Raw genomic sequence first — 20770 nt, forward strand, 5'->3', positions numbered from 1 at the left:
GGATTCTCCTCCTGTATGGGATGCGCAATCAGGCAATTTTTCTCTCTTTAAATTTGCCTTTTACCACGCCGTCATAAAAACGCCCTTTTGAAACCACATTCAGGAAGTCATTAAAGATACGTGCAGGGACGGGCTGATATTGCCAGGCACTATGGTCACGAAAACGCACTTCAAGCGTTTCGTTGCAGGTGTCGTAGGCAATCGAGGCGATGCGCGAAGATTTAACAGCATGATGGTTCACGATAGCGAATCCTCTACAGCCGGGCAAACATAAGATTTATCTTGTATCAGATCCTCCGGTTGGCGCAACCAAAATAAAGCGTTAGCCCGCGCCGAAGCGCGGGCTAATTGCATCAGAACTGGTAAACCAGACCGAGCGCAATGGTGTCATCGGTGCCGATGCCATTGTCTTTGTAGAACTGGTCGTCTTCATCCAGCAGGTTGATTTTATAATCAACGTAGGTGGACATGTTTTTGTTGAAGTAGTAGGTCGCACCCACTTCAGCGTATTTAACCAGATCCTGAACGCCCTGGCCGTTCAGGTCTTTCCCTTTAGACTGCAGGTAAGAGACCACCGGACGCAGACCGGAATCGAACTGGTACTGAGCCGTTACTTCGAAGTTCTGGGTTTTGTCAGCAACAGTATTTTCTTTATCACCGTTACCGTAAGGGGTCATATTACGGGTTTCAGAGTACATGGCCGCCAGATAGATATTGTTGGCGTCATACTTCAGGCCGGTGGTCCAGGCGTCCGCTTTGTCGCCGTGAGCCGTTGTATTTTTCACCTGATCGTTGGTACGGTCAGAAGAGGTGTAAGCCGCCGCGGCGCTGAAGCCCATGCCGAAGTCGTAAGAGGTGGAGATACCGAAGCCGTCACCGTTCTCATTACGCACGCCACGACCATTGCTGTTGTTGGTGCCTTCGTTGCCGTTACCGGTGCCTTCGTTGTTGCCCTGATACTGCAGGGCGAAGTTCAGGCCCTGAACCATGCCGAAGAAGTCAGTGTTACGGTAGGTCGCCACGCCGTTCGCACGGCCGGTCATGAAGTTGTCTGCTTTGGTGTAGGAGTCGCCGCCGAACTCTGGCAGCATATCGGTCCAGGCTTCCACGTCGTACAGCACGCCGTAGTTACGACCATAATCGAATGAACCGTAGTCACCGAATTTCAGACCGGCAAACGCCAGACGGGTCCAGGACTGGTTAGAAGACCCTTCGGTGTTGTTTGCCTGAATATTATATTCCCACTGGCCGTAGCCGGTCAGCGTATCGCTAATCTGGGTTTCGCCTTTAAAGCCGAGACGCATATAGGTCTGGTCGCCGTCAGCGCTGCTGTCGTCAGAGAAATAGTGCAGACCGTCAACTTTACCGTAGAGATCTAATTTGTTGCCGTCTTTATTATAAATTTCTGCGGCATGTGCAGCGCCCGCCATTAACAGAGCAGGGATCATTAAAGCCAGTACTTTTCTTTGCATTGTGACTATTCCTTATGCTGTTTTTATATTAAATATTTTTAAACTTTCCGTGGAACTTTCTACGTTGGAAAGAGGTCTCATGCTAAATCACTCTTCCTTGCGGAGATAAAGCATAATTGTTACCAATTAAGTAAAATCTAAAGGATTTACTGCCAGCGAAACAGTCATAATTTTGGTGAATGTATTAATTAAATCTATATAAAACAAAAATTACTCATTTCCTCATAAAATCAGTAGACTCAGCCTTGTTATATGCCTGTAGTATTTTAATCCGTATATTTAATGATCAGGTTTGAAATTCGCAACTGTTATTTATTGCTGAACAGGATTGCCCGCCAGAATATTACTGGCGGGTTTTTTTATGCCCAAAGAAAAGCCCGGACATGCCGGGCTAGACGCTATTCGCTGGCGGTTTTTTCCGCCTTTCCGGCTAATTGCGCCAGGAAATCGTAGCGTTTTTGCAGATCGGCCGCGGCATCTTTCCACAGCTGCTCTGCCACTTCGGGCTGCTGGGCATTGAGGCGACGGAAGCGTTGCTCCTGCATCAGCGTCTCGGCCAGCGCATCTGACGGCGGACGGGAATCCAGCGCCAGCGGCAGTTTACCCTCATCGGCACGACGCGGGTCGAAGCGGTACAGCGGCCAGAAGCCGGTCGCCGTCAACTGGCGCATCTGATCGTGGCTCAACGCCAGATCGTAGCCATGCTCCTCGCACGGGCTGTAGGCGATGATCAGCGATGGGCCAGGGTAGGCTTCCGCCTCCTGAATCGCTTTCACCGTCTGGTTCAGCTGCGCCCCCAGTGAGATCTGCGCCACATAAACATGACCGTACATCATCATGCTCACGCCCAAATCCTTGCGCGCCTTGCGTTTGCCGTGCTCGCCAAACTTGGTTACGGCCCCCAGCGGGGTGGCTTTAGAGGCCTGGCCGCCGGTATTGGAGTAGCACTGGGTATCCAGCACCAGAATATTGACGTTCTCGGTCAGGCTAAGGACATGATCGAGGCCGCCAAAGCCGATGTCATACGCCCAGCCGTCACCGCCAATCAGCCAGATCGATTTCTCGACCAGCGCATCGGCATCGGTTAACAGCTGTTCAGCGCCTTCAACGCCCGTCAGATGCTGACGCAACTCCGCCACCTGCTGACGGCGCACGTCCGGGGTTGCCTCGCTGTGCAGGGCGCTGTTCAGCTCTGCCGGGATCTTATCGGCAAACTGCTCCAGCAGGCGCATCACGCGGACCCGGTGCTGATCCACCGTTAAGCGGAAGCCCAGGCCAAACTCGGCGTTATCCTCGAACAGTGAGTTCGCCCAGGCCGGGCCGCGGCCGTTGGCGTCGGTGGTATACGGCGTGGACGGCAGGTTGCCGCCGTAGATCGACGAACAGCCGGTGGCGTTGGCAATCAGCATCCGGTCGCCGTAGAGCTGGGTCAGCAGCTTGATATACGGCGTTTCGCCGCAGCCGGAACAGGCACCTGAGTATTCGAACAGCGGGGTAATCAACTGCGAGGTACGGATATCAATACGCTCAAGGCTGTTGCGGTCGATCTCCGGCAGGTCGAGGAAGAAGTCGTAATTCACTTTCTCTTCTTCCACATGGTCAAGGCGCGACATCATATTGATGGCCTTGATCTCCGGGTTCTGGCGATCTTTCGCCGGGCAGACTTCCACGCACAGGTTACAGCCGGTGCAGTCTTCCGGTGCCACCTGCAGGACATATTTCTGGCCGCGCATGTCGCGGGATTTCACATCCAGCGAGTGCAGGCTGGCCGGGGCGTTCTCCATCGCCTCAGGAGAGACAACTTTGGCGCGGATCGCCGAGTGCGGGCAGGCCGCCACGCAGTGGTTACACTGGGTGCACAGCTCCTCTTTCCAGATCGGGATGGCTTCGGCGATGTTGCGTTTTTCCCAGCGGGTGGTGCCCATCGGCCAGGTCCCGTCCGGCGGCAGGGCAGAGACGGGCAGGGCATCCCCCAGACCGGCAAGCATTGCGGCGGTCACGGTTTTGACAAAGTCCGGGGCGGCATCGGAGACCACCGGCGGACGGTTCGGGCTCTGCGCGTTCACCGGCTGCAACGGCACCTCTGCCAGCGACTCCCGGGCCAGCGCCAGGGCCTGCCAGTTACGCTCCACCAGCTCCTGACCTTTGCTGCTGTAGCTTTTGGCGATCGCCCCTTGCAGCTCAATCAGGGCGCTATCGCCCGGCAGGATCTGCGTCAGGTGGAAAAACGCCATCTGCATGACGGTATTGATACGCGCCCCCAGGCCGCATTCGCGGGCGATTTTCGCCGCGTTCACAACATAGAACTTCGCTTTTTTCTGGTTCAGCACCGCCTGCACTTCCTGCGGCAAACGTCCCCAGACCTCATCGGCGCTGTACGGGGTATTGAGCAGGAAAATCCCGCCCGGCTTCAGGCGCTCGGCCATCTGGTACTTGTCGATAAACTGCAGCTGGTGGCAGCCGACGAAATCGGCCTGAGAGACCAGATACGCCGAACGGATCGGTTGCTCGCTGACGCGCAGGTGCGAAACCGTCAGACCCCCGGCTTTCTTCGAGTCATAGACGAAATAGCCCTGGGCATACCACGGGGTGGAGTTACCGATGATCTTGATGTTGTTCTTGGTGGCCGACACGCTGCCGTCGCTGCCCAGGCCGTAGAACAGCGCTTCCAGCTTCGCGGTGGAGGGCAGGGTATTTTCCGGCAGCGACAGAGAGAGATTGGTCACGTCGTCATAGATGCCAACGGTGAAGCGCGGCTTCGGCTTCGCAGCGCTCAGCTCGTTGAAGATGGCCAGCACGCACTCGGGGCCAAACTCTTTGGACGACAGGCCATAACGTCCGCCAATCACCCGCGGCAGGGTTTCGCGCTCGCCGCCGTTAAAGGCCTCGGCCAGCGCGGTCATCACATCCAGATAGAGCGGCTCGGCCTGAGCGCCAGGCTCTTTGGTACGATCCAGCACCGCCACTGATCGGGCACTCTCCGGCAATACCGCCAGCAGGTGTTTCGCGGAGAAGGGGCGATAGAGGCGCACTTTCAGCACGCCCACTTTCTCGCCCCGGCTCAGGAGTTCATCCACCACCTCTTCACAGGTGCCAATGGCCGAACCCATGATCACAATCACGCGCTCTGCCTGCGGATGGCCGTAATACTCGAAGGGTTTGTACTCGCGTCCGGTGGCGGCGGCAAAATCAGCCATCGCCTGCTCAACATGGTCATACACCGCGTTGTACCAGGGGTTGGTGGCCTCACGGGACTGGAAGTAGGTGTCCGGGTTGGCGGAGGTGCCGCGGATCACCGGATGTTCCGGGTTCAGCGCCCGGGCGCGGTGGGCGTCGATCTCCGCTTGCGGAAGCAGGCTGCGGATGGTGTCATCGGAAATCGACACAATCTTATTAATTTCGTGCGAGGTGCGGAAACCGTCGAAAAAATGGATAAACGGCACCCGGCTTTTCAGGGTCGCCATGTGGGAGATCAGGGCAAAATCCTGCGCCTCCTGCACGCTGGCAGAGCAGAGCAGGGCGCAGCCGGTCTGGCGCACGGCCATCACGTCGGAGTGATCGCCAAAAATCGACAGCGCATGGGTGGCGATGGTGCGCGCCGCAACGTGCAGTACGAACGGAGTCAGCTGTCCCGCCAGCTTGTACAGCGTCGGGATCATCAGCAGCAGACCCTGGGACGAGGTAAAGGAGGTGGACAGCGCCCCGGTCTGCAGTGCGCCGTGAACGGTGGCAATCGCCCCGGCTTCAGACTGCATTTCGACCACGCGAGGCACATCACCCCAGACGTTTTTCAGCCCGTTTCCGGCCCAGGCATCGGCCTGTTCAGCCATCGTGGAGCTGGGGGTAATGGGATAGATGGCGATCACTTCACTGGTGCGAAACGCGACGGACGCGACTGCGCCATTCCCGTCAATAGTTTGCATATGACACCCTTACATTGCGCAAAGAAAGAGGGACCCGTGATACATCGACGAGTCCTGTAATTATCTTTTTATTTTAGCAAAGGCCCGCTGAAACGATTTTCGCTTTTGTGTCCTGCTTATTAATGCCATCAATGGTTTGATCAAACTTTTGCCTGAAAATAGTCGGTAAATGTTTTGACAGCGCAGAAAACCGCGCTTCGGATCTCGACGGCAGGGCGTGGGATGCCTATTATGCATAGGTTTTGCAATTCAACATGGGGAGAGATTATGCGCGCAGCATTTTGGGTTGGGTGTGCCGCTTTGTTACTGTCGGCCTGCAGCAATGAACCTGTTCAGCAGGCCACCGCCGCGCACGTCGCGCCGGGGATGAGGGCGGCAATGTCCAGTTCCGGGCAGGCAAATTGCGCCATGGTGGGCGGGTCGCTGTCCGTTGCGCGTCAGCTGGATGGCTCGGCCATCGGCATGTGTGCGCTGCCTAACGGCAAACGCTGCAGTGAACAGTCGCTTGCCGTAGGATCCTGCGGAGCTTACTGATTACTCTGCGCGTTTAAAGACCAGCGTCGTCTCAGCCGTCGCCAGGGTTAACACGTCTTCCGTCAGGTCGACCTGCGTCCCGTTACGCAGCATGGTGCCGATCGCGTGATCGAGGTCATTGAGCTGTGGCTCGGTACACAGCTTGCGCGTCATGGCGAGCGCTTTCACCTTAAGCTCGCCGTCAGATAGCTTGCCCTGGCCGCTGAAGCGGTTACACATTACGCCTGATACCGCCAGGTCTTCACCAAAGGCGATCTCCGGCGGCGTGGTCGCCGGGTTGATGGCGGTGCCGTTCATACTTTGCAGCACAAAGCGGTGCTGCTCGAGCTGTTCTTCCTGAACAGAGGCCTTTCCTGGATTAACACAGCCTGCCAGCGCCATGCTGAGGATCGTTACTGCGACGAGCGTTTTCATGGTTCTTCTCAATTATTCACTTCATAAATAGCTTATGCATAGTCTATTGCGCTGGCGGGGATTGTCTTGCGGGATAATCTGAAAACAGGGCGGGCTTAATTCCCTCTCCCATCAGGGAGAGGGGAAATGACGTCAATCAGAACAGCGCGTTCGGGCACGCTTCGCCTTTTTCGATCTGGCTGAGGTTACCCAACGTGGTCTCCGAAATGCTGATCAGCGCCTCGGCGGTCAAAAACGCCTGGTGCCCGGTAAACAGCACGTTGTGGCAGGCGGACAGGCGACGGAACACGTCATCCTGAATTACGTCGTTCGACTTATCTTCAAAGAACAGATCGCGTTCGTTCTCGTACACGTCCATCCCCAGCGCCCCGATTTTTTGCGTTTTCAGGGCCTCAATAGCCGCCTGGGAATCCACCAGGCCACCGCGGCTGGTATTGACGATCATCACGCCATCTTTCATCTGGTCGAACGCGCTCTGGTTCAGCAGATGGTAATTGTCTGCGGTCAGCGGGCAGTGCAGGGAGATCACGTCTGACTCGGCGTACAGGGTTTTCAGGTCAACATACTCCACACCCAGCTCCAGCGCGGCGGCGCTCGGATAGGGGTCAAACGCCAGCAGGCGCATACCAAAGCCCTTCAGGATCCGCAGCGTCGCGACGCCGATTTTACCGGTGCCGATCACCCCGGCGGTTTTGCCGTACATGGTGAAACCGGTCAGCCCTTCCAGCGAGAAGTTGGCGTCACGGGTGCGTTGATAAGCACGGTGAATACGACGGTTCAGCGACATCATCATGCCGATGGCATGTTCCGCTACGGCTTCCGGGGAGTAGGCCGGGACGCGCACCACCTGCAGACCCAGCTCTTTGGCCGCGTCGAGATCGACATTGTTAAAGCCCGCGCAGCGCAGGGCGATGTACTTCACGCCCTGTTTTTTAAGTTCTTCCAGCACGGGACGACTGCCGTCGTCGTTAACGAAAATACAGACCGCATCAAAGCCATGCGCGGTTTTGGCCGTTTTCTCGTTAAGCAGAAAGTCGAAAAATTCAAGTTCGAAGCCATAGTCCTCGTTAACATGTTGCAGATACTTTTTGTCGTACTGCTTTGTGCTATATACCGCGAGTTTCATAAGACTTTCTCCAGTGATTTTGGAACTACGTTAGCATGATTAAAATAATCATACAAATATTAAAATATTATTGAATTCAATAAGTTCTGAGAATGATTCTACACTATCCCGCCTGCCGAAGGTGAGTCAGAGAGAGTGTGCTTTTCATCTTGCGATAAACCGATATAAAACATCAGCATAAAATTAATCTGTTGCCGTCCCGCTCGATATAACTATAAGCGTAACTTATAGTTTCAGGGTGGCGATTTGCTGCATCTACAACCGGAGTTTCAACATGAAATCCACCGTACAGAACGTCTCAAAAGACCAACCTAAGCAGCCGCAAAAAAACCAAAAAGATGACCAGAGCAAACAGAAACCGGGTAAATCGAAATAACCTCTCTTAACGCAGTTTGACGGAGGCTTTATGGCTGATCGTCCAGATTATATTGATCCCATTCCTGATGATGAACCGCTTCCTGGTGGCAGCGATCCCCTTCCGGGTGACACAGATCCTCTTCTCCCGGGTGATGACATACCTGATGTGAATGACCCGCTGGATCCTGATGACCCCGACGTGATCAGAAGATAGGGTTAGAACGACTTTTTTAAACCGCCTTCGGGCGGTTTTTTGTTGCCCTGAAGAAGGGTAAGCGCACAATAAAAACGCTTACATTCAGCAGCATCACATCTATCCTTAAACAGGCCTTCGCTTCACCTGCCAGACGAAACATGCCACACTATTCGATACTATCGGCTAATTTTTTCGCTAAATCAGGATATTAACTGCCCATGAGGGGTAAATACAAAGCCGCCATCGCGCTACTGCTGCTGATCGTTCTATTGCCGCTGACGCTGCTGCTGACCCTTGCGCAGTGGGTACCCACCCTTGCCGGTATCTGGCTCCCCGCAGGGACCCGGATCGCCTTCGAAAAAAGTCCGCGTCTGACCCGTAATGCCCTGGTGATCGCCGATCTGCGCTACCTGGTGGACGACTGCGAAATCGCCCGCATCGAGGACGCCACGCTCAGCCACCCGAGCCGCTGGAAAATCGACATCGCCGGGCTGGATCTCAACAGCGCCTGCCTGAGTAAAATCCCTGCCAGCGAGCCCACGCCCGCGGCACCGCGTACTCTGGCGGAATGGCAGTCGCTGCTGCCCAATACCTGGCTGACCATCGATCGCCTTACGCTCTCGCCCTGGCAACAGTGGCAGGGGAAGTTAACCGCCTCGCTGACCCCGGCGCGACAGGACATTAGCTATCATGGGGATCAGTTTAGCCTGCGCGGCACACTTCGTGGGCGTTCCCTGACCGTCAGCGACGTCACGCTCAACCTGCCCGATAACCCGCAGCCGGTAACGCTGGTGGGGGATTTTACCCTGCCGCTGGTGCCGGACGGCCTGCCGGTGCAGGGACATGCGGTGGCGACCTTCTCGGTGCCGCAGCTTCCATCGCTGGTGGATGCCGATCTGGCGTGGCAGGACAATCAGGGCCAGCTGGTATTGGTTGAGCGGGAGAGCCGCGAACCGCTGCTGGATCTCCCCTGGCAGATCACCGCCCAACAGCTGACCATCAGCGACGGGCGCTGGCGCTGGGATCAAGCTGGTATTCCCCTGAGCGGACGCGTGGGGATAAAGATCGACAACTGGCAGCAGGGCACGGAAAACGCCGTCATCAGCGGGCGCATGAATGTCCTTACCCAGGGCGATGCCGGGAAGGGTAACGCGGTACTGACCTTCGGCCCGGGCAAGCTGAGCGTGGATAACAGCGCCATGCCGCTACAGCTTACTGGCGTCGCCAAACAGAACGATCTCATCCTCTATGCCGGGTTGCCCGCTATGCTGACCGGCAGCCTCGCCGAGCCCCGGCTGGCGTTTGCGCCGGGGGCGCTGCTGCGCTCCCGCGGACGGATCATTGATTCTCTCAATATTGACGAGGTGCGCTGGCCGCTTGCTGGCGTGGCCCTCACCCGCAAGGGTATCGATGGTCGTCTGCAGGCCATTTTGCGCGCGCATGAAAAGGAGATGGGTGATTTCACCCTGCACCTGGATGGCCGGGCGAATGACTTCCTGCCGGATAGCGGCCTGTGGCAGTGGCGCTACTGGGGAGAGGGCAACTTTACGCCGATGCAGGCCCGCTGGGACGTGGCGGGCAGGGGCGAGTGGCGCGATAGCGTGATTGAACTGAAGGCGCTCTCGACCGGATTTGACCAGCTGAAGTACGGCACTATGCATGCCAGCACGCCGCGGATGGTTCTGGACAGCCCGATCCGCTGGCAGCGCGATCCCGCCCACCCACACTTTAGCGGCGCACTCTCTTTTGACGCCGGAGAAACCACCTTCACCGGCGGCAGCGTATTACCGCCCTCGACGGTCAAATTCAGCGTCGAGGGCAGCGATCCGACCCTGTTCCAGTTCAAAGGCACCCTCAATGCCAGAGCGATCGGCCCGGTGCAGCTGAACGGGCGCTGGGACGGGGAGCGTCTGCGCGGCCAGGCCTGGTGGCCGAAGCAGTCCCTGACGGTCTTCCAGCCGCTGGTCCCGCCGGACTGGAAGATGACCCTGCGCGACGGGGACTTGTATGCTCAGGTGGCCTTCTCCGCGGCGGCCGATCAGGGCTTTGAGGCCGGAGGCCACGGGGTGGTGAAAAGCGGCAGCGTCTGGATGCCGGATAATAAAGTGAATGGCGTCGATTTTGTCCTGCCGTTCCGCTTCAGCCAGGGCACCTGGTCGCTGGGGACCCATGGCCCGGTGACGCTTCGCATTGGGGAGGTGATCAATCAGGTCACGGCCCGCAACATTACCGCCGATCTGCAGGGGAACTACCCCTGGAGCGAGGCGAACCCGCTGCTGCTGACCGACGTCAGCGTGGATCTGCTGGGCGGCAAAGTGTCCATGCAGCAGCTGCGGATGCCACAGCACGACGCGGCCCTGCTGCGGGTGAGCAATATCTCCTCCAGCGAGCTGATTAGCGCCGTGAATCCGAAACAATTTGCGCTGTCCGGGCCGTTCAGCGGGGCGCTGCCGTTCTGGCTGGACAACGACAAGTGGATCATCAAAGATGGCTGGCTGACCAACGCCGGGCCGATGACCCTGCGCCTCGATAAAGATACCGCCGATGCCTTGGTCCAGGAAAACCGCTCGGCGGCGGGGGCGATCAACTGGCTCCGCTATATGGAAATTACACAGTCGTGGACGACACTCAATGTAGATAACCTGGGGGAATTAACCCTGGCGTCAACCCTGCGTGGCGCCAGCCGCGTCGAGGGCCAGACGCAGGCCGTTAACCTCAACTACACCCATCAGGAGAACCTGTTCACCCTCTGGCGCAGCCTGCGTTTTGGCGACAATCTGCAGACCTGGCTGGAGCAACATGCAGCATTACCGGATAACCGCTGCCCGACAGGCAAGGAATGTAAGGAACAACCATGAAAAAGCTGGCCGGTGGTTTCACCGCGATTGTCATACTGACGCTGACAGGCTGCACGCCAAGGATCGAAGTGGCGGCGTCGAAGGATCCGATCACCATCAACATGAACGTCAAAATTGAACATGAGATCCATATCAAAGTGGATAAAGACGTGGAGACGCTGCTGAAATCACGCAGCGATCTGTTCTGAGGCTGCCATGAGAAAACGCATTTTACTGATGATGTTAACGCTGGTGCTCTGTGCGCCCGCGCTGGCGCTGACCCTCAACGAGGCCCGCAGTACCGGGCGGGTCGGTGAAACCCTGAGCGGCTATATTGCCCCGCGGAGCCAGGATCGCGAGACCCTGGCGCTGGTGGAGCAGATCAACAAAGCCCGCACCGACAGCTATCAGAAGCTTGCCGACAGCAATAACATTCCGGTTGATGAAGTGGCAAAAATGGCCGGGACAAAGCTGGTCGCGCGCGCCAACCCCGGGGAGTATGTCCAGGGGATCAACGGCAGGTGGATGCAGAAGTGATCAGCGGTGGCGTTTACGGTATTCGCCGGGTGAGACGCCAAAACGCTGCTTGAACGCCGTGGAGAAGTGGCTGTGATCGGTAAACCCCCAGCTATAGCCAATACCGGCCAGCTTCTCATCGTCCCGGGCACCGCGCAGCATCTGCGCGCACAGATCCAGACGCCGATTTTTAATGTACTGCGCCACCACCAGCCCTTTCTCGGCAAACATCCGGTACAGGCTCCTCACTGACATCCCACACTCCGAGGCGATCCACTCCGGGCGCAGGTGTTCGGCCTGAATATGGTCGTCGATCAGGGCCAGCACATTGGTAAACTGTCGCGCCTTGCGCGGCTGCACGCTTTCCCGCTGCTGCAATACCGGGCGTAGCAGGCAGACCATCGCCTCCAGCGCGGCTTCGCTTTCCGTTTCGCTTAATGCCGGGTTGTTCATGCTGTCCTGCAGCAGACGGTAGCTGAGCTGGACGGTGGGCAGACTGTGGGAGAGTTTTTGCGCGCAGGTCACTTCCTGAAAACGAAAGTGCTGCTCGAGGATCTGACGCGGCAGCAGGAGCGAAATCTGACGTGATTTTTCCGGCCAGTAGATCGAGCAGGGGCGGGAGGCGTCAATCAGGGTGATATCCCCGGCGTTGAGTACAATCTGCCTGTCGTCCTGCTCCAGTCCTGCTTCTCCTTCAAGCTGGAACACTGTGTAGAACCAGGCGTCGTTGCTGGTTTTGATCTCCTGACGGGTACGAAACAGGTTCACGCCGCCGGCGGTGACGGTGCTCAGTTTCAGATTGCCGGTCCAGGTGGATTCCAGCTCGCCATAAAACTCGCCGCTCATGGGGCGGGCGGCAAAACTGCCGCAAACCTGGTTAATCTGCGCCAGCCAGTGCTGATATTTGTCCTGTTCGTTTGCACACATGTCTTACCCGCTACGTCACCAATGTTTAAACATTGTTGCATTTATGTTGCTAATTGCCCGTGACCTGGGGCGAAATCCTGCAAAAAACTCCGCCGGACACCAGAGCGAAACGGCGTTATTGTCGCGTTTTGCGGCGCCTGTCACAGCGGGCAAAGCGAATGTCACAGAGATAAAAGCGCATTCGGCAAAGCCATCTTAGACTGCGTTGACACCCTGCGAATAATAAGGAATCGCTATGTCTGATACACAGGTCGCCGTACTGCACAGCGTGCAGCAATTTCTGGATCGCCAACATGGCCTCTGGATTGAGGGACGCCAGTCCGCCTCCGACAGCGAAAAGCGTCTGGAGATCTTTAACCCGGCCACCGGTCAGGTGATTGCCTCGACGGCCGATGCCAGCGCGCAGGATGTGGACCGCGCGGTGATGTCCGGCTGGCGCGCCTTTGTTGCCCGTAGCTGGTCAGGCAAGCTGCCTGCGGAGCGTGAACGCATTCTTCTGCGCTTTGCCGATCTGGTGGAGCAGCACACCGAGGAACTGGCCCAGCTCGAAACCCTGGAGCAGGGTAAATCCATTAACATCTCCCGCGCCTTTGAAGTGGGCTGCACCCTGAACTGGATGCGCTACACCGCCGGGCTAACGACAAAAATCGCCGGTAAGACGCTGGATCTCTCCATTCCGATGCCGCAGGGGGCCCGCTATCAGGCGTGGACCCGCAAAGAGCCGATTGGCGTGGTGGCCGGGATCGTGCCGTGGAACTTCCCGCTGCTGATCGGCATGTGGAAAGTGATGCCCGCCCTGGCCGCGGGTTGTTCTATCGTGATTAAACCGTCGGAAACCACGCCGCTGACGTTGCTGCGGGTGGCGGAGCTGGCTAGCGTCGCCGGGATCCCGGACGGCGTCTTCAACGTGGTGACCGGCAGCGGGGCGGTGTGTGGGGCCGCGCTGACCAACCATCCGCATATTGCCAAAGTGAGCTTCACCGGCTCCACCGCCACCGGGAAACAGATTGCGCGCTCCGCCGCCGACCGCCTGATGGGCGTCACCCTCGAGCTGGGCGGTAAAAATCCGGCCATCGTCCTGAAAGATGCGGATCCGTCATGGGTCATCGAAGGGCTGATGACCGGCAGCTTCCTTAACCAGGGCCAGGTCTGTGCGGCAAGCTCGCGGATTTACATCGAAGCGCCGCTGTTTGATACCGTCGTGAGCGGTTTTGAGCAGGCGGTGAAATCCCTGAGCGTCGGGCCGGGTATGTCCCCGGAGGCACACATCAACCCGCTGGTCTCCCGCGCCCACTGCGATAAGGTGCAGACCTTCCTCGACGAGGCGCAGTCGCGTCAGGCCGAGCTGATCGCCGGTAATCGCGGTCCGAACGGTGAGGGTTACTACGTGTCGCCGACCCTGGTGGTCAACCCGGACGCCAGCCTGCGTCTGACCCGCGAAGAGGTGTTTGGCCCGGTGGTGAACCTGGTGCGCGTCGCCGACGGCGAAGAGGCTCTGCGCCTGGCGAACGATACCGAATACGGTTTGACTGCCAGCGTCTGGACGCAAAACATCAGCAAAGCGCTGGAGTATACCGATCGCCTGCAGGCCGGCACGGTGTGGATCAACAGCCACACCCTGATCGACGCCAACCTGCCGTTCGGCGGCATGAAGCAGTCCGGCACCGGCCGTGATTTCGGCCCGGACTGGCTGGACGGCTGGTGCGAAACCAAATCGGTATGCGTACGGTATTAATGCCCGGCGGCGCTGCGCTTGCACGGGCCTGGGGTTTTGTAGGTCGGGTAAGCGCAGCGCCACCCGACGTAATCTCCCGACTGACGCTTATCCTGACCGTACTGGTACCCTAATCTACGCAACATAACTTAATGCGATTTGGTGTTCATTAATAATATATTTGCGAATCCTTGCTTTGTAGATAATGGTTATAATTAAGCTCATTAAAATCCATAAAAAAGAAAATTCCAGCACACCTAACAGGACATAAATGACAGGCTTGTCTTTCTTGAACTTCTCAATAGATTTAATAATCTCACTTTTATACTCTTCATTGTTAAATGCTTCGCACAGAAATTTTACTAAACCTACAGACGGCGTTAAGGGCAGATCCTGAGGGGCGGTGCATTTTTCAGGTGTGACGGTCCATGCTTTTTCTTTGTTAATGGCAACAGCTTCTGAGGCGGCCTGAAGCGATAAATAAAAATTTTCACCTGTTGCTTTAAAGTAGAGCGACGTTGAGTGTTCAGGGGTATTAGCAACTTTCAGGAACATATTCCCGCAAAATAGCGTGGCTGTTAAAGATGTTATTCCTATGAATAATAAAAATATAATATCGACTTTTGTTATATCAGGAGTTTTGTTCAAAGGGATCTTGATGGCAAAGAAAGACATAATCCGTGTGCTGATACCATTTTTTATGAAAATGTCATCAGGGGCGTTGACTTTCTTACCAACAGAGGCCCTTATCAGAAGGATAATTTGTGCCAGGATAGTAATGGCGGCTGCAATGGTGGCAATTGGCGAGTCAACCATTTCTTTGATAATGAGTTCGGTGACGGGAAGATTATTCATCATATAGACCTTATATATTTTCTTAATATAACCTTCCTTTATTTTGTACCAGTGGTCGTAAGTATTTCAAAGTTTTTATTGCATACCCATAATTAATAATGAGAACCCTATCCAAATTTAAGCGCAGCGCCGCCACCCGACAATACAAACCGCACAGGCCAAAAAAAAGCCGGGCAATCTGCCCGGCTTTTTAACGCTTACTGCGCCTCTTTCTTCTTACCTAACGACGGGGTTTCGTCGAAGAAGTTCCAGGGCTTGAGCAGGGTATGCACCCATTCGGTAGGCATGATGGGCCACTCTTCCGCACGCGCCACGTGGGTGGTGCCGGTGGTCATCCACACCACGTTATCCTGATTATCCAGCGACTCGTTATCCTTGCTGAACTGGCCCAGACCAGTGTCCTGGGTAGAGCGGTTCGGGAATTTCCCTTCCGGGTACATCTCGTTCGGATGGTAGCGGGTCACCCACAGCTGCTTGTCCATAAAGCTCAGGCGGTGGTAGATCCACTCGTCCGGGGCGAATTTCGCGCCGGTCGCCACCGGGTGCGTACCGCCCGCGTACGGGATGATCTGATAGGAGACCGGGTTGCCCATGCGGTTCTCTTTGCTGGTGTTGCTCAGCAGACGAATAGTACCCGGGTCAAATTTCTGCGCCGCCTGCTGCTCGGTATCAATATTGTACTGGTTGATCTGCAGGCTACTGGTGCGCGGGCCCCCGGCGGTGTTCGGTTTGACCTCCGGATCCATCGCCACCAGACTGTTACTGGTGCCATCCACGTCCATATCCAGACGGAAGTTATAGATGTGCTGGTGGGTGGTGCCGACGATGTTGTGGTCGATCAGGGTCCCGTACTTCGTATCCTCTTTCGCACTCGGATCGTGCATGGTTTTCGCCGTCACCCCTTTCACCGCTTCGATACCGGTCGCCCCGGCATCGATGCCGATGGTACCGTTTTCGTGGAAGATCCAGTCAAAGATATAATCGTAGTTCCCGACGGTACTGATCCAGCGCACCACCAGCTCGCGACGTTCGGTGCTGACGTTCGGCTGATTCATCTCCTGGTGCTTATACTCCGGCCCGGCGTAGCGTTCGAAAATCGCTATCGCCCGCGGGATCTCCATCGGCGCACCGGTGTAATCCGGGATGGTCTGATTCAGCAGCACGGCGTTGGACGGCACATCTTTGCCGCGCACCAGCGGGGAGGTCAGGGTGCCCATACCGTAATCGCCCGAGTCCAGATAGGCCTTGAAGTACCAGCCCACGTCCGGGTCGCCGTAAGGGACGATCATTCCGCCGAGCGATCCCTCGTACATCACCTGGCGTTTTTTGCCGTTGTCGTTAAAGGTGACGGTGGAGATGATCGGCCCGACGCGGGAGTCGAGGCTCAGGTGGAAGTCCCAGTTCTGCCAGTGGATCATATTGCCGGTGATGGTGTAGTTCTTGCCCTCAGGCTCAACGATCTCCAGCGGCTTATGGGCGACCGGCTCGCGGTCGCGGCCGTCATACGGACGGGGCTCCATTGGCACCGGAACGATGGCCCCTTCTTCGATTTTGATGATTTTCTTCCCGACCAGATCCACCACTGCGACCAGGTTTTCAATCGGATGCGCCCAGTAGTTACCGTCGCCGGTATCCAGATAGCTCACCACTTTCAGCAGGCGATCTTCCTGTTTCAGGCCATCTTTGCCGTCAAAGTAGCCGACGGTCAGCGGGGTGGTCATCACCTTGCTCGGGTCGTTGATGCCGCGCTTTTTCAGCGCGTCAATATACTCCTGGCTGCCGATGACGATCTTCTGCACCGCCATAAAATCATCCAGCAGCACCATGCCGTGGGCGTCCTTGATCGGCTCCCAGTGCATGATTTTCTTATCCTTCAGATCCACCAGCGCTTCGATCACGAATTTGCCGTCCAGCATGGTGATACTGGCCTGACGCGGCGCATCCACCGCCGTGCCGTTGAGCACAAAGTCCCACACTTTGGCTTTATCCGGCTCGGCCAGCGCGATCTGGGTAAAGCGGGTGTTCGGTTTGAAGTCCGGCGAGGCTTTCACAATCTCGACGGCCTGTTTAATTTCATCTGCGGACAGGGCGTTCAGCGGGTGTGGGGTCTTCTCTACCTGGAAGGTCTGGTCGAGGCCGAACTGGAACACATCGTTAACAAAGGTATCGGAGATCCAGGCCTTGTTGTCTTTCATCACCACCGGCACCTGCAGGGTCAGGGATTTGCCGTTGACGATGGCGGTTTTGGCACCCGGCTTCACTTTGATGAAGGCCCCGTCTTTGGTGATGGTGTAGATCTGGGCGTAGTCGTCCCAAGCCACATCCGCACCAAACTCGGTCAGGGTTTTATCCATCTCGACCATATGCGCTTCACCACCGTGAGCCTGCACCTGACCGGAAAAGAGACAAGCAACGGCCAACGCCAGCACCGTTTTACGTGGAGAAAATATTGAGGAGCTTCCCATGATTAACCTCTGTTGTATGTGTTGTTATCCACTCGGGACCGCTGTTCTGCGCGCGGTTTATTCATTGCCAACATAGCAATAACGCTGTGCGTACCGTTTGCCTGCATTTGCCAGATGTTTTGTCAGATGTGCCAGAAGCCGGGTAACGTGCGCGACGTTACCCGGAGGGAGGGGGATCAGGCGTCAAAATCTCCGTGCTGACGGGAGACGAGGGTCAGGATCGAGTAGAGGGCTACCGGTTGCTGATGCTGGTTGAAGATCTCCACCGACCATTCCACCACGCCGGTCGGCTTCTCTTCCGCCGTGCGCTGCTTCTTCAGAGTCTTGCGCTTACAGGTCAGACGCACCTGAATGGTATCGCCCGGTTTCACCGGCTCGATAAAGCGCAGGTTCTCCATGCCGTAGTTGGCGATCACCGGCCCGACGCCCGCGTCAACGAACAGCCCGGCGGCAGCGGAGATCAGGAAGTAACCGTGCACCACGCGCTCGCCAAAAATCGACTCCGCTGCACCAATCTTGTCCATGTGGGCGTAGAAATGATCTCCACTCAGGCAGGCAAAGTTAACGATGTCGGTCTCGGTCAGGGTGCGGCGCGGGGTCAGCAGGCTGTCGCCCGGCTGCAGCTCCTCGAAATATTTACGGAACGGATGGACGCGATCCTCCTGCACCTGCGCACCGCGCACCCACTGCTGGCTGATGGCGGCCAGCATGCTCGGGCTGCCCTGAATTGCGGTGCGTTGCAGATAGTGTTTCACCGCCCGCAGGCCGCCCAGCTCTTCACCGCCCCCGGCGCGACCCGGCCCGCCGTGCACCAGCTGCGGCAGCGGGGAGCCGTGGCCGGTGGACTCTTTGGCCGACTCTTCGTTAAGGATCTGGATACGCCCGTGGGCCCGCGCGGCCCCGGCGATAAACTGTCGCGCCAGGCGCAGATCGGCGGTGACCAGGGTTCCGGCGAGGCTACCTTCCCCGGCGCGGGCCAGGGCCATCGCGTGTTCGCGGGTCTGATACGGCATCAGGGTGGCGACCGGGCCAAAGGCTTCGGTGGCGTGTACGGCCGGGGTTTCGTCCGGCTGCGGGCAGAAGAGCAGCGTCGGCGGGAAGAAGGCCCCGGCGGCGTTCAGATCGGCTTTGCCGCCCAGACGGACCTGACAGCCCGCCGAGACTAAGGCATCCACCTTCTCCTGCACGTCGGCACGCTGATCGGCATTGACCAGCGACCCCATCTTGATCCCTTCCTGAGCCGGGTCGCCATAGGGCACTTTTTCCAGCCGGGCGATCAGCGCCTGGCTCACGGCCTCTACCTGCGCCTGCGGCACAATGATGCGACGGATGGCGGTGCATTTCTGTCCGGCTTTGGCGGTCATCTCCCGCACCACCTCGCGGATGAACAGGGCAAACTCCGGCTGCTCCGGGGTGACGTCATCCCCCAGCACGCAGCAGTTCAGGGAGTCGGCTTCCATGGTGAACGGAATCGAGCGGGCGACGATGTTCGGATGGACGCGCAGCATCTGGCCGGTGACGGCGGAACCGGTAAAAGTCACCACGTCCTGGCTGTCGAGCTGGTCGAGCAGATCTCCCGCACCGCCGCAAATCAGGCTGATGGCACCGTCCGGCACCAGGCCGCTGTCGACAATCGCTTTCACCATCGCCTGGGTCACCTGGGCGGTGGCGGTGGCCGGTTTGATGATTGCCGGCATTCCGGCAAGCCAGGTTGGGGCCAGTTTTTCCAGCATCCCCCAGCAGGGGAAGTTAAAGGCGTTGATATGGACCGCCACGCCGGACTTCGAGGTCAGAACGTGACGCGCGGCAAAACCGCCCTCTTTCGACAGGGGGATCAGCTCATCTTCCGGCCACAGGGTGTCGTCCGGCAGTTCGCGGCTGCCGAGACTGGCGAAGGTGAAGAGGGTGCCAATCCCACCCTCGATATCCACCCAGCTGTCGGCGCGGGTCGCGCCGGTCTGCGCGGAGAGGGCATAGAACACCTCTTTCTGGCTCAACAGATGTTTTGCCACCGCTTTCAGCATCGCGGCGCGCTCGATGAAGGTCATGGCGTGAAGGGCTTCACCGCCTTTCTCAATGGCGTAACGACGCGCGGCGGCCATATCCAGCCCTTCGCTGGTGACCTGCCAGAGGGTTTCGCCGCTGATGGCGTGCTGAATTGTGCGCTCACGGCCCCGGCCAGACTGCCAGGTGCCGGACAAGAAGCTGGCTAACTGCTGCATCTTTCTCTCCAGATGGTTCGTGATTTCACTATAGATAGTTCGTTTGTGAATCATAAAAAGCAAGTTTCTTGTTAATGATTTATTAACATTGTGATCTCGCCATATCTTCTTCTGTGCGACATGCCGCGCCACATCGGGGCTTGAGAAATGTCTTGCGAGCCGCATCACAAAATAAACAAACACTCCTTGGGGTTATATTTAACCTTTGTGTAACTTTTAAGAAACGAAGTGATTCATCATTGAATGAAATTTACGAGTTAAACGAATCATAAGGGTGATGACGTGACCGAAGAACAACGCTTTGAACAGCGAATCGCGCAAGAGACGGCCATCGAGCCGCAGGACTGGATGCCTGACGCGTACCGCAAGACGCTGATCCGCCAGATTGGTCAGCATGCCCACTCCGAAATTGTCGGCATGCTGCCGGAAGGCAACTGGATCACCCGCGCCCCGACGCTGCGCCGCAAGGCCATTCTGCTGGCGAAAGTGCAGGATGAAGCCGGACACGGTCTCTATCTCTACAGCGCGGCCGAGACGCTGGGCTGCGCCCGGGAAGACATCTATCAGAAGATGCTCGACGGCAAGATGAAGTACTCCTCCATCTTTAACTACCCGACCCTGAGCTGGGCCGATATCGGCGTGATTGGCTGGCTGGTGGATGGCGCGGCCATCGTTAACCAGGTGGCGCTGTGCCGCACCTCCTACGGCCCCTATGCCCGGGCGATGGTGAAAATCTGTAAAGAAGAGAGCTTCCACCAGCGCCAGGGCTTTGAAGCCTGCATGGCGCTGGCCCAGGGGAGCGAGGCCCAGCGTCAGATGTTGCAGGACGCCATCAACCGTTTCTGGTGGCCGGCACTGATGATGTTTGGCCCGAACGACGACAACTCCCCGAACAGCGCCCGCAGCCTGGCCTGGAAGATCAAACGTTTTGGCAACGACGAGCTGCGTCAGCGCTTTGTCGACAACACCGTCCCGCAGGTGGAGATGCTGGGGATGACCGTCCCGGATGCGGATCTGCACTTCGATGCCGAAAGCGGTCACTACCGTTTTGGCGAGATCGACTGGCAGGAGTTTGACGACGTCATCAATGGCCGCGGGGTCTGCAATCACGAGCGCCTGGCCGCCAAGAATAAAGCCTGGGAAGAGGGGACGTGGGTGCGCGAAGCCGCCCTGGCGCACGCAGAAAAACAACACGCCCGCAAGGTTGCGTAA

General features: G+C 57.3%; 16 protein-coding genes. 7 read left to right on the forward strand and 9 right to left on the reverse strand.

What is annotated here, in order from left to right:
• Window positions 1-28 precede the first annotated feature (28 nt).
• From WFO70_RS04430 to nifJ, 3 genes are all read right to left on the reverse strand, one after another.
• Window positions 29-241, reverse strand: coding sequence for a KTSC domain-containing protein (locus WFO70_RS04430; protein WP_337014828.1), 213 nt, complete (start codon window positions 239-241; stop codon window positions 29-31).
• Between the two features lie 112 nt (window positions 242-353).
• Entirely contained in the window at window positions 354-1472 is a 1119-nt protein-coding gene (gene ompC, locus WFO70_RS04435) for a porin OmpC (RefSeq protein WP_337014829.1), read from the reverse strand.
• 398 nt (window positions 1473-1870) lie between these two features.
• The gene (gene nifJ, locus WFO70_RS04440; protein WP_337014830.1) at window positions 1871-5395 is read right to left on the reverse strand and encodes a pyruvate:ferredoxin (flavodoxin) oxidoreductase; all 3525 of its coding nucleotides are present in this window, start codon (window positions 5393-5395) and stop codon (window positions 1871-1873) included.
• A gap of 267 nt (window positions 5396-5662) precedes the next feature.
• On the opposite strand from nifJ, the gene WFO70_RS04445 reads away from it, so the two are divergent.
• Window positions 5663-5929 carry a putative hemolysin gene (locus tag WFO70_RS04445; RefSeq protein ID WP_337014831.1) on the forward strand — a complete coding sequence of 89 codons (267 nt, stop codon included), beginning with the start codon at window positions 5663-5665 and terminating at the stop codon, window positions 5927-5929.
• On the opposite strand, the gene hslJ is transcribed toward WFO70_RS04445, so the two are convergent.
• Together hslJ and WFO70_RS04455 are read right to left on the reverse strand one after the other, a co-directional pair.
• The gene (gene hslJ / locus WFO70_RS04450; RefSeq protein ID WP_337014832.1) at window positions 5930-6343 is read right to left on the reverse strand and encodes a heat shock protein HslJ; all 414 of its coding nucleotides are present in this window, start codon (window positions 6341-6343) and stop codon (window positions 5930-5932) included.
• A gap of 136 nt (window positions 6344-6479) precedes the next feature.
• Window positions 6480-7469, reverse strand: coding sequence for a 2-hydroxyacid dehydrogenase (locus WFO70_RS04455; protein WP_337014833.1), 990 nt, complete (start codon window positions 7467-7469; stop codon window positions 6480-6482).
• 406 nt (window positions 7470-7875) lie between these two features.
• Between WFO70_RS04455 and WFO70_RS04460 the strand changes: the two genes are divergently transcribed.
• The 4 genes from WFO70_RS04460 to WFO70_RS04475 all read left to right on the forward strand — a co-directional run bounded on the left by WFO70_RS04460 (window position 7876) and on the right by WFO70_RS04475 (window position 11396).
• Complete coding sequence (locus WFO70_RS04460; protein WP_166182623.1) at window positions 7876-8040, forward strand: hypothetical protein; 165 nt, start codon at window positions 7876-7878, stop codon at window positions 8038-8040.
• 200 nt (window positions 8041-8240) lie between these two features.
• Window positions 8241-10880: a YdbH family protein gene (locus WFO70_RS04465; protein WP_337014834.1), complete on the forward strand. Its 2640-nt coding sequence runs from the start codon at window positions 8241-8243 to the stop codon at window positions 10878-10880.
• Window positions 10877-11068, forward strand: coding sequence for a YnbE family lipoprotein (locus WFO70_RS04470; protein WP_337014835.1), 192 nt, complete (start codon window positions 10877-10879; stop codon window positions 11066-11068). Before WFO70_RS04465 ends, WFO70_RS04470 begins: the two co-directional genes overlap by 4 nt.
• A 7-nt stretch (window positions 11069-11075) precedes the next feature.
• Complete coding sequence (locus WFO70_RS04475) at window positions 11076-11396, forward strand: YdbL family protein (RefSeq protein WP_337014836.1); 321 nt, start codon at window positions 11076-11078, stop codon at window positions 11394-11396.
• Here WFO70_RS04475 and feaR read toward each other — a convergent pair whose 3' ends face one another.
• Complete coding sequence (gene feaR, locus WFO70_RS04480) at window positions 11397-12302, reverse strand: transcriptional regulator FeaR (protein WP_337014837.1); 906 nt, start codon at window positions 12300-12302, stop codon at window positions 11397-11399. It abuts the gene before it with no gap.
• A 235-nt stretch (window positions 12303-12537) separates the two neighbouring features.
• On the opposite strand from feaR, the gene WFO70_RS04485 reads away from it, so the two are divergent.
• Window positions 12538-14037 carry an aldehyde dehydrogenase family protein gene (locus WFO70_RS04485; RefSeq protein ID WP_337014838.1) on the forward strand — a complete coding sequence of 500 codons (1500 nt, stop codon included), beginning with the start codon at window positions 12538-12540 and terminating at the stop codon, window positions 14035-14037.
• Between the two features lie 114 nt (window positions 14038-14151).
• Here the strand turns inward: WFO70_RS04485 and WFO70_RS04490 are convergent, their stop codons facing one another.
• The 3 genes from WFO70_RS04490 to paaZ all read right to left on the reverse strand — a co-directional run bounded on the left by WFO70_RS04490 (window position 14152) and on the right by paaZ (window position 19558).
• Window positions 14152-14874: a DUF6216 family protein gene (locus WFO70_RS04490; RefSeq protein WP_337014839.1), complete on the reverse strand. Its 723-nt coding sequence runs from the start codon at window positions 14872-14874 to the stop codon at window positions 14152-14154.
• A gap of 194 nt (window positions 14875-15068) precedes the next feature.
• Complete coding sequence (gene tynA / locus WFO70_RS04495) at window positions 15069-17336, reverse strand: primary-amine oxidase (RefSeq protein ID WP_337014840.1); 2268 nt, start codon at window positions 17334-17336, stop codon at window positions 15069-15071.
• 176 nt (window positions 17337-17512) lie between these two features.
• Window positions 17513-19558 (reverse strand): phenylacetic acid degradation bifunctional protein PaaZ, encoded by a 2046-nt coding sequence (gene paaZ / locus WFO70_RS04500; RefSeq protein ID WP_337014841.1) that lies wholly within the window; start codon window positions 19556-19558, stop codon window positions 17513-17515.
• 282 nt (window positions 19559-19840) lie between these two features.
• Between paaZ and paaA the strand changes: the two genes are divergently transcribed.
• A complete protein-coding gene (gene paaA / locus WFO70_RS04505) occupies window positions 19841-20770 on the forward strand; it encodes a 1,2-phenylacetyl-CoA epoxidase subunit PaaA (RefSeq protein WP_231600397.1) in 930 nt (309 codons plus the stop codon).

The organism is Leclercia sp. AS011 (assembly GCF_037152535.1).
Taxonomy (GTDB): Bacteria; Pseudomonadota; Gammaproteobacteria; order Enterobacterales; family Enterobacteriaceae; genus Enterobacter.

Excerpts from the sequence above, each read along its gene's own strand:
- WFO70_RS04475 (WP_337014836.1), top strand. The coding sequence starts at position 11,076 with ATGAGAAAACGCATTTTACTGATGATGTTAACGCTGGTGCTCTGTGCG.
- tynA (WP_337014840.1), bottom strand. The coding sequence starts at position 17,336 with ATGGGAAGCTCCTCAATATTTTCTCCACGTAAAACGGTGCTGGCGTTG.
- WFO70_RS04470 (WP_337014835.1), top strand. The coding sequence starts at position 10,877 with ATGAAAAAGCTGGCCGGTGGTTTCACCGCGATTGTCATACTGACGCTG.
- WFO70_RS04445 (WP_337014831.1), top strand. The coding sequence starts at position 5,663 with ATGCGCGCAGCATTTTGGGTTGGGTGTGCCGCTTTGTTACTGTCGGCC.
- paaZ (WP_337014841.1), bottom strand. The coding sequence starts at position 19,558 with ATGCAGCAGTTAGCCAGCTTCTTGTCCGGCACCTGGCAGTCTGGCCGG.
- WFO70_RS04490 (WP_337014839.1), bottom strand. The coding sequence starts at position 14,874 with ATGATGAATAATCTTCCCGTCACCGAACTCATTATCAAAGAAATGGTT.
- ompC (WP_337014829.1), bottom strand. The coding sequence starts at position 1,472 with ATGCAAAGAAAAGTACTGGCTTTAATGATCCCTGCTCTGTTAATGGCG.
- WFO70_RS04485 (WP_337014838.1), top strand. The coding sequence starts at position 12,538 with ATGTCTGATACACAGGTCGCCGTACTGCACAGCGTGCAGCAATTTCTG.
- WFO70_RS04460 (WP_166182623.1), top strand. The coding sequence starts at position 7,876 with ATGGCTGATCGTCCAGATTATATTGATCCCATTCCTGATGATGAACCG.
- feaR (WP_337014837.1), bottom strand. The coding sequence starts at position 12,302 with ATGTGTGCAAACGAACAGGACAAATATCAGCACTGGCTGGCGCAGATT.
- nifJ (WP_337014830.1), bottom strand. The coding sequence starts at position 5,395 with ATGCAAACTATTGACGGGAATGGCGCAGTCGCGTCCGTCGCGTTTCGC.
- WFO70_RS04455 (WP_337014833.1), bottom strand. The coding sequence starts at position 7,469 with ATGAAACTCGCGGTATATAGCACAAAGCAGTACGACAAAAAGTATCTG.
- hslJ (WP_337014832.1), bottom strand. The coding sequence starts at position 6,343 with ATGAAAACGCTCGTCGCAGTAACGATCCTCAGCATGGCGCTGGCAGGC.
- WFO70_RS04465 (WP_337014834.1), top strand. The coding sequence starts at position 8,241 with ATGAGGGGTAAATACAAAGCCGCCATCGCGCTACTGCTGCTGATCGTT.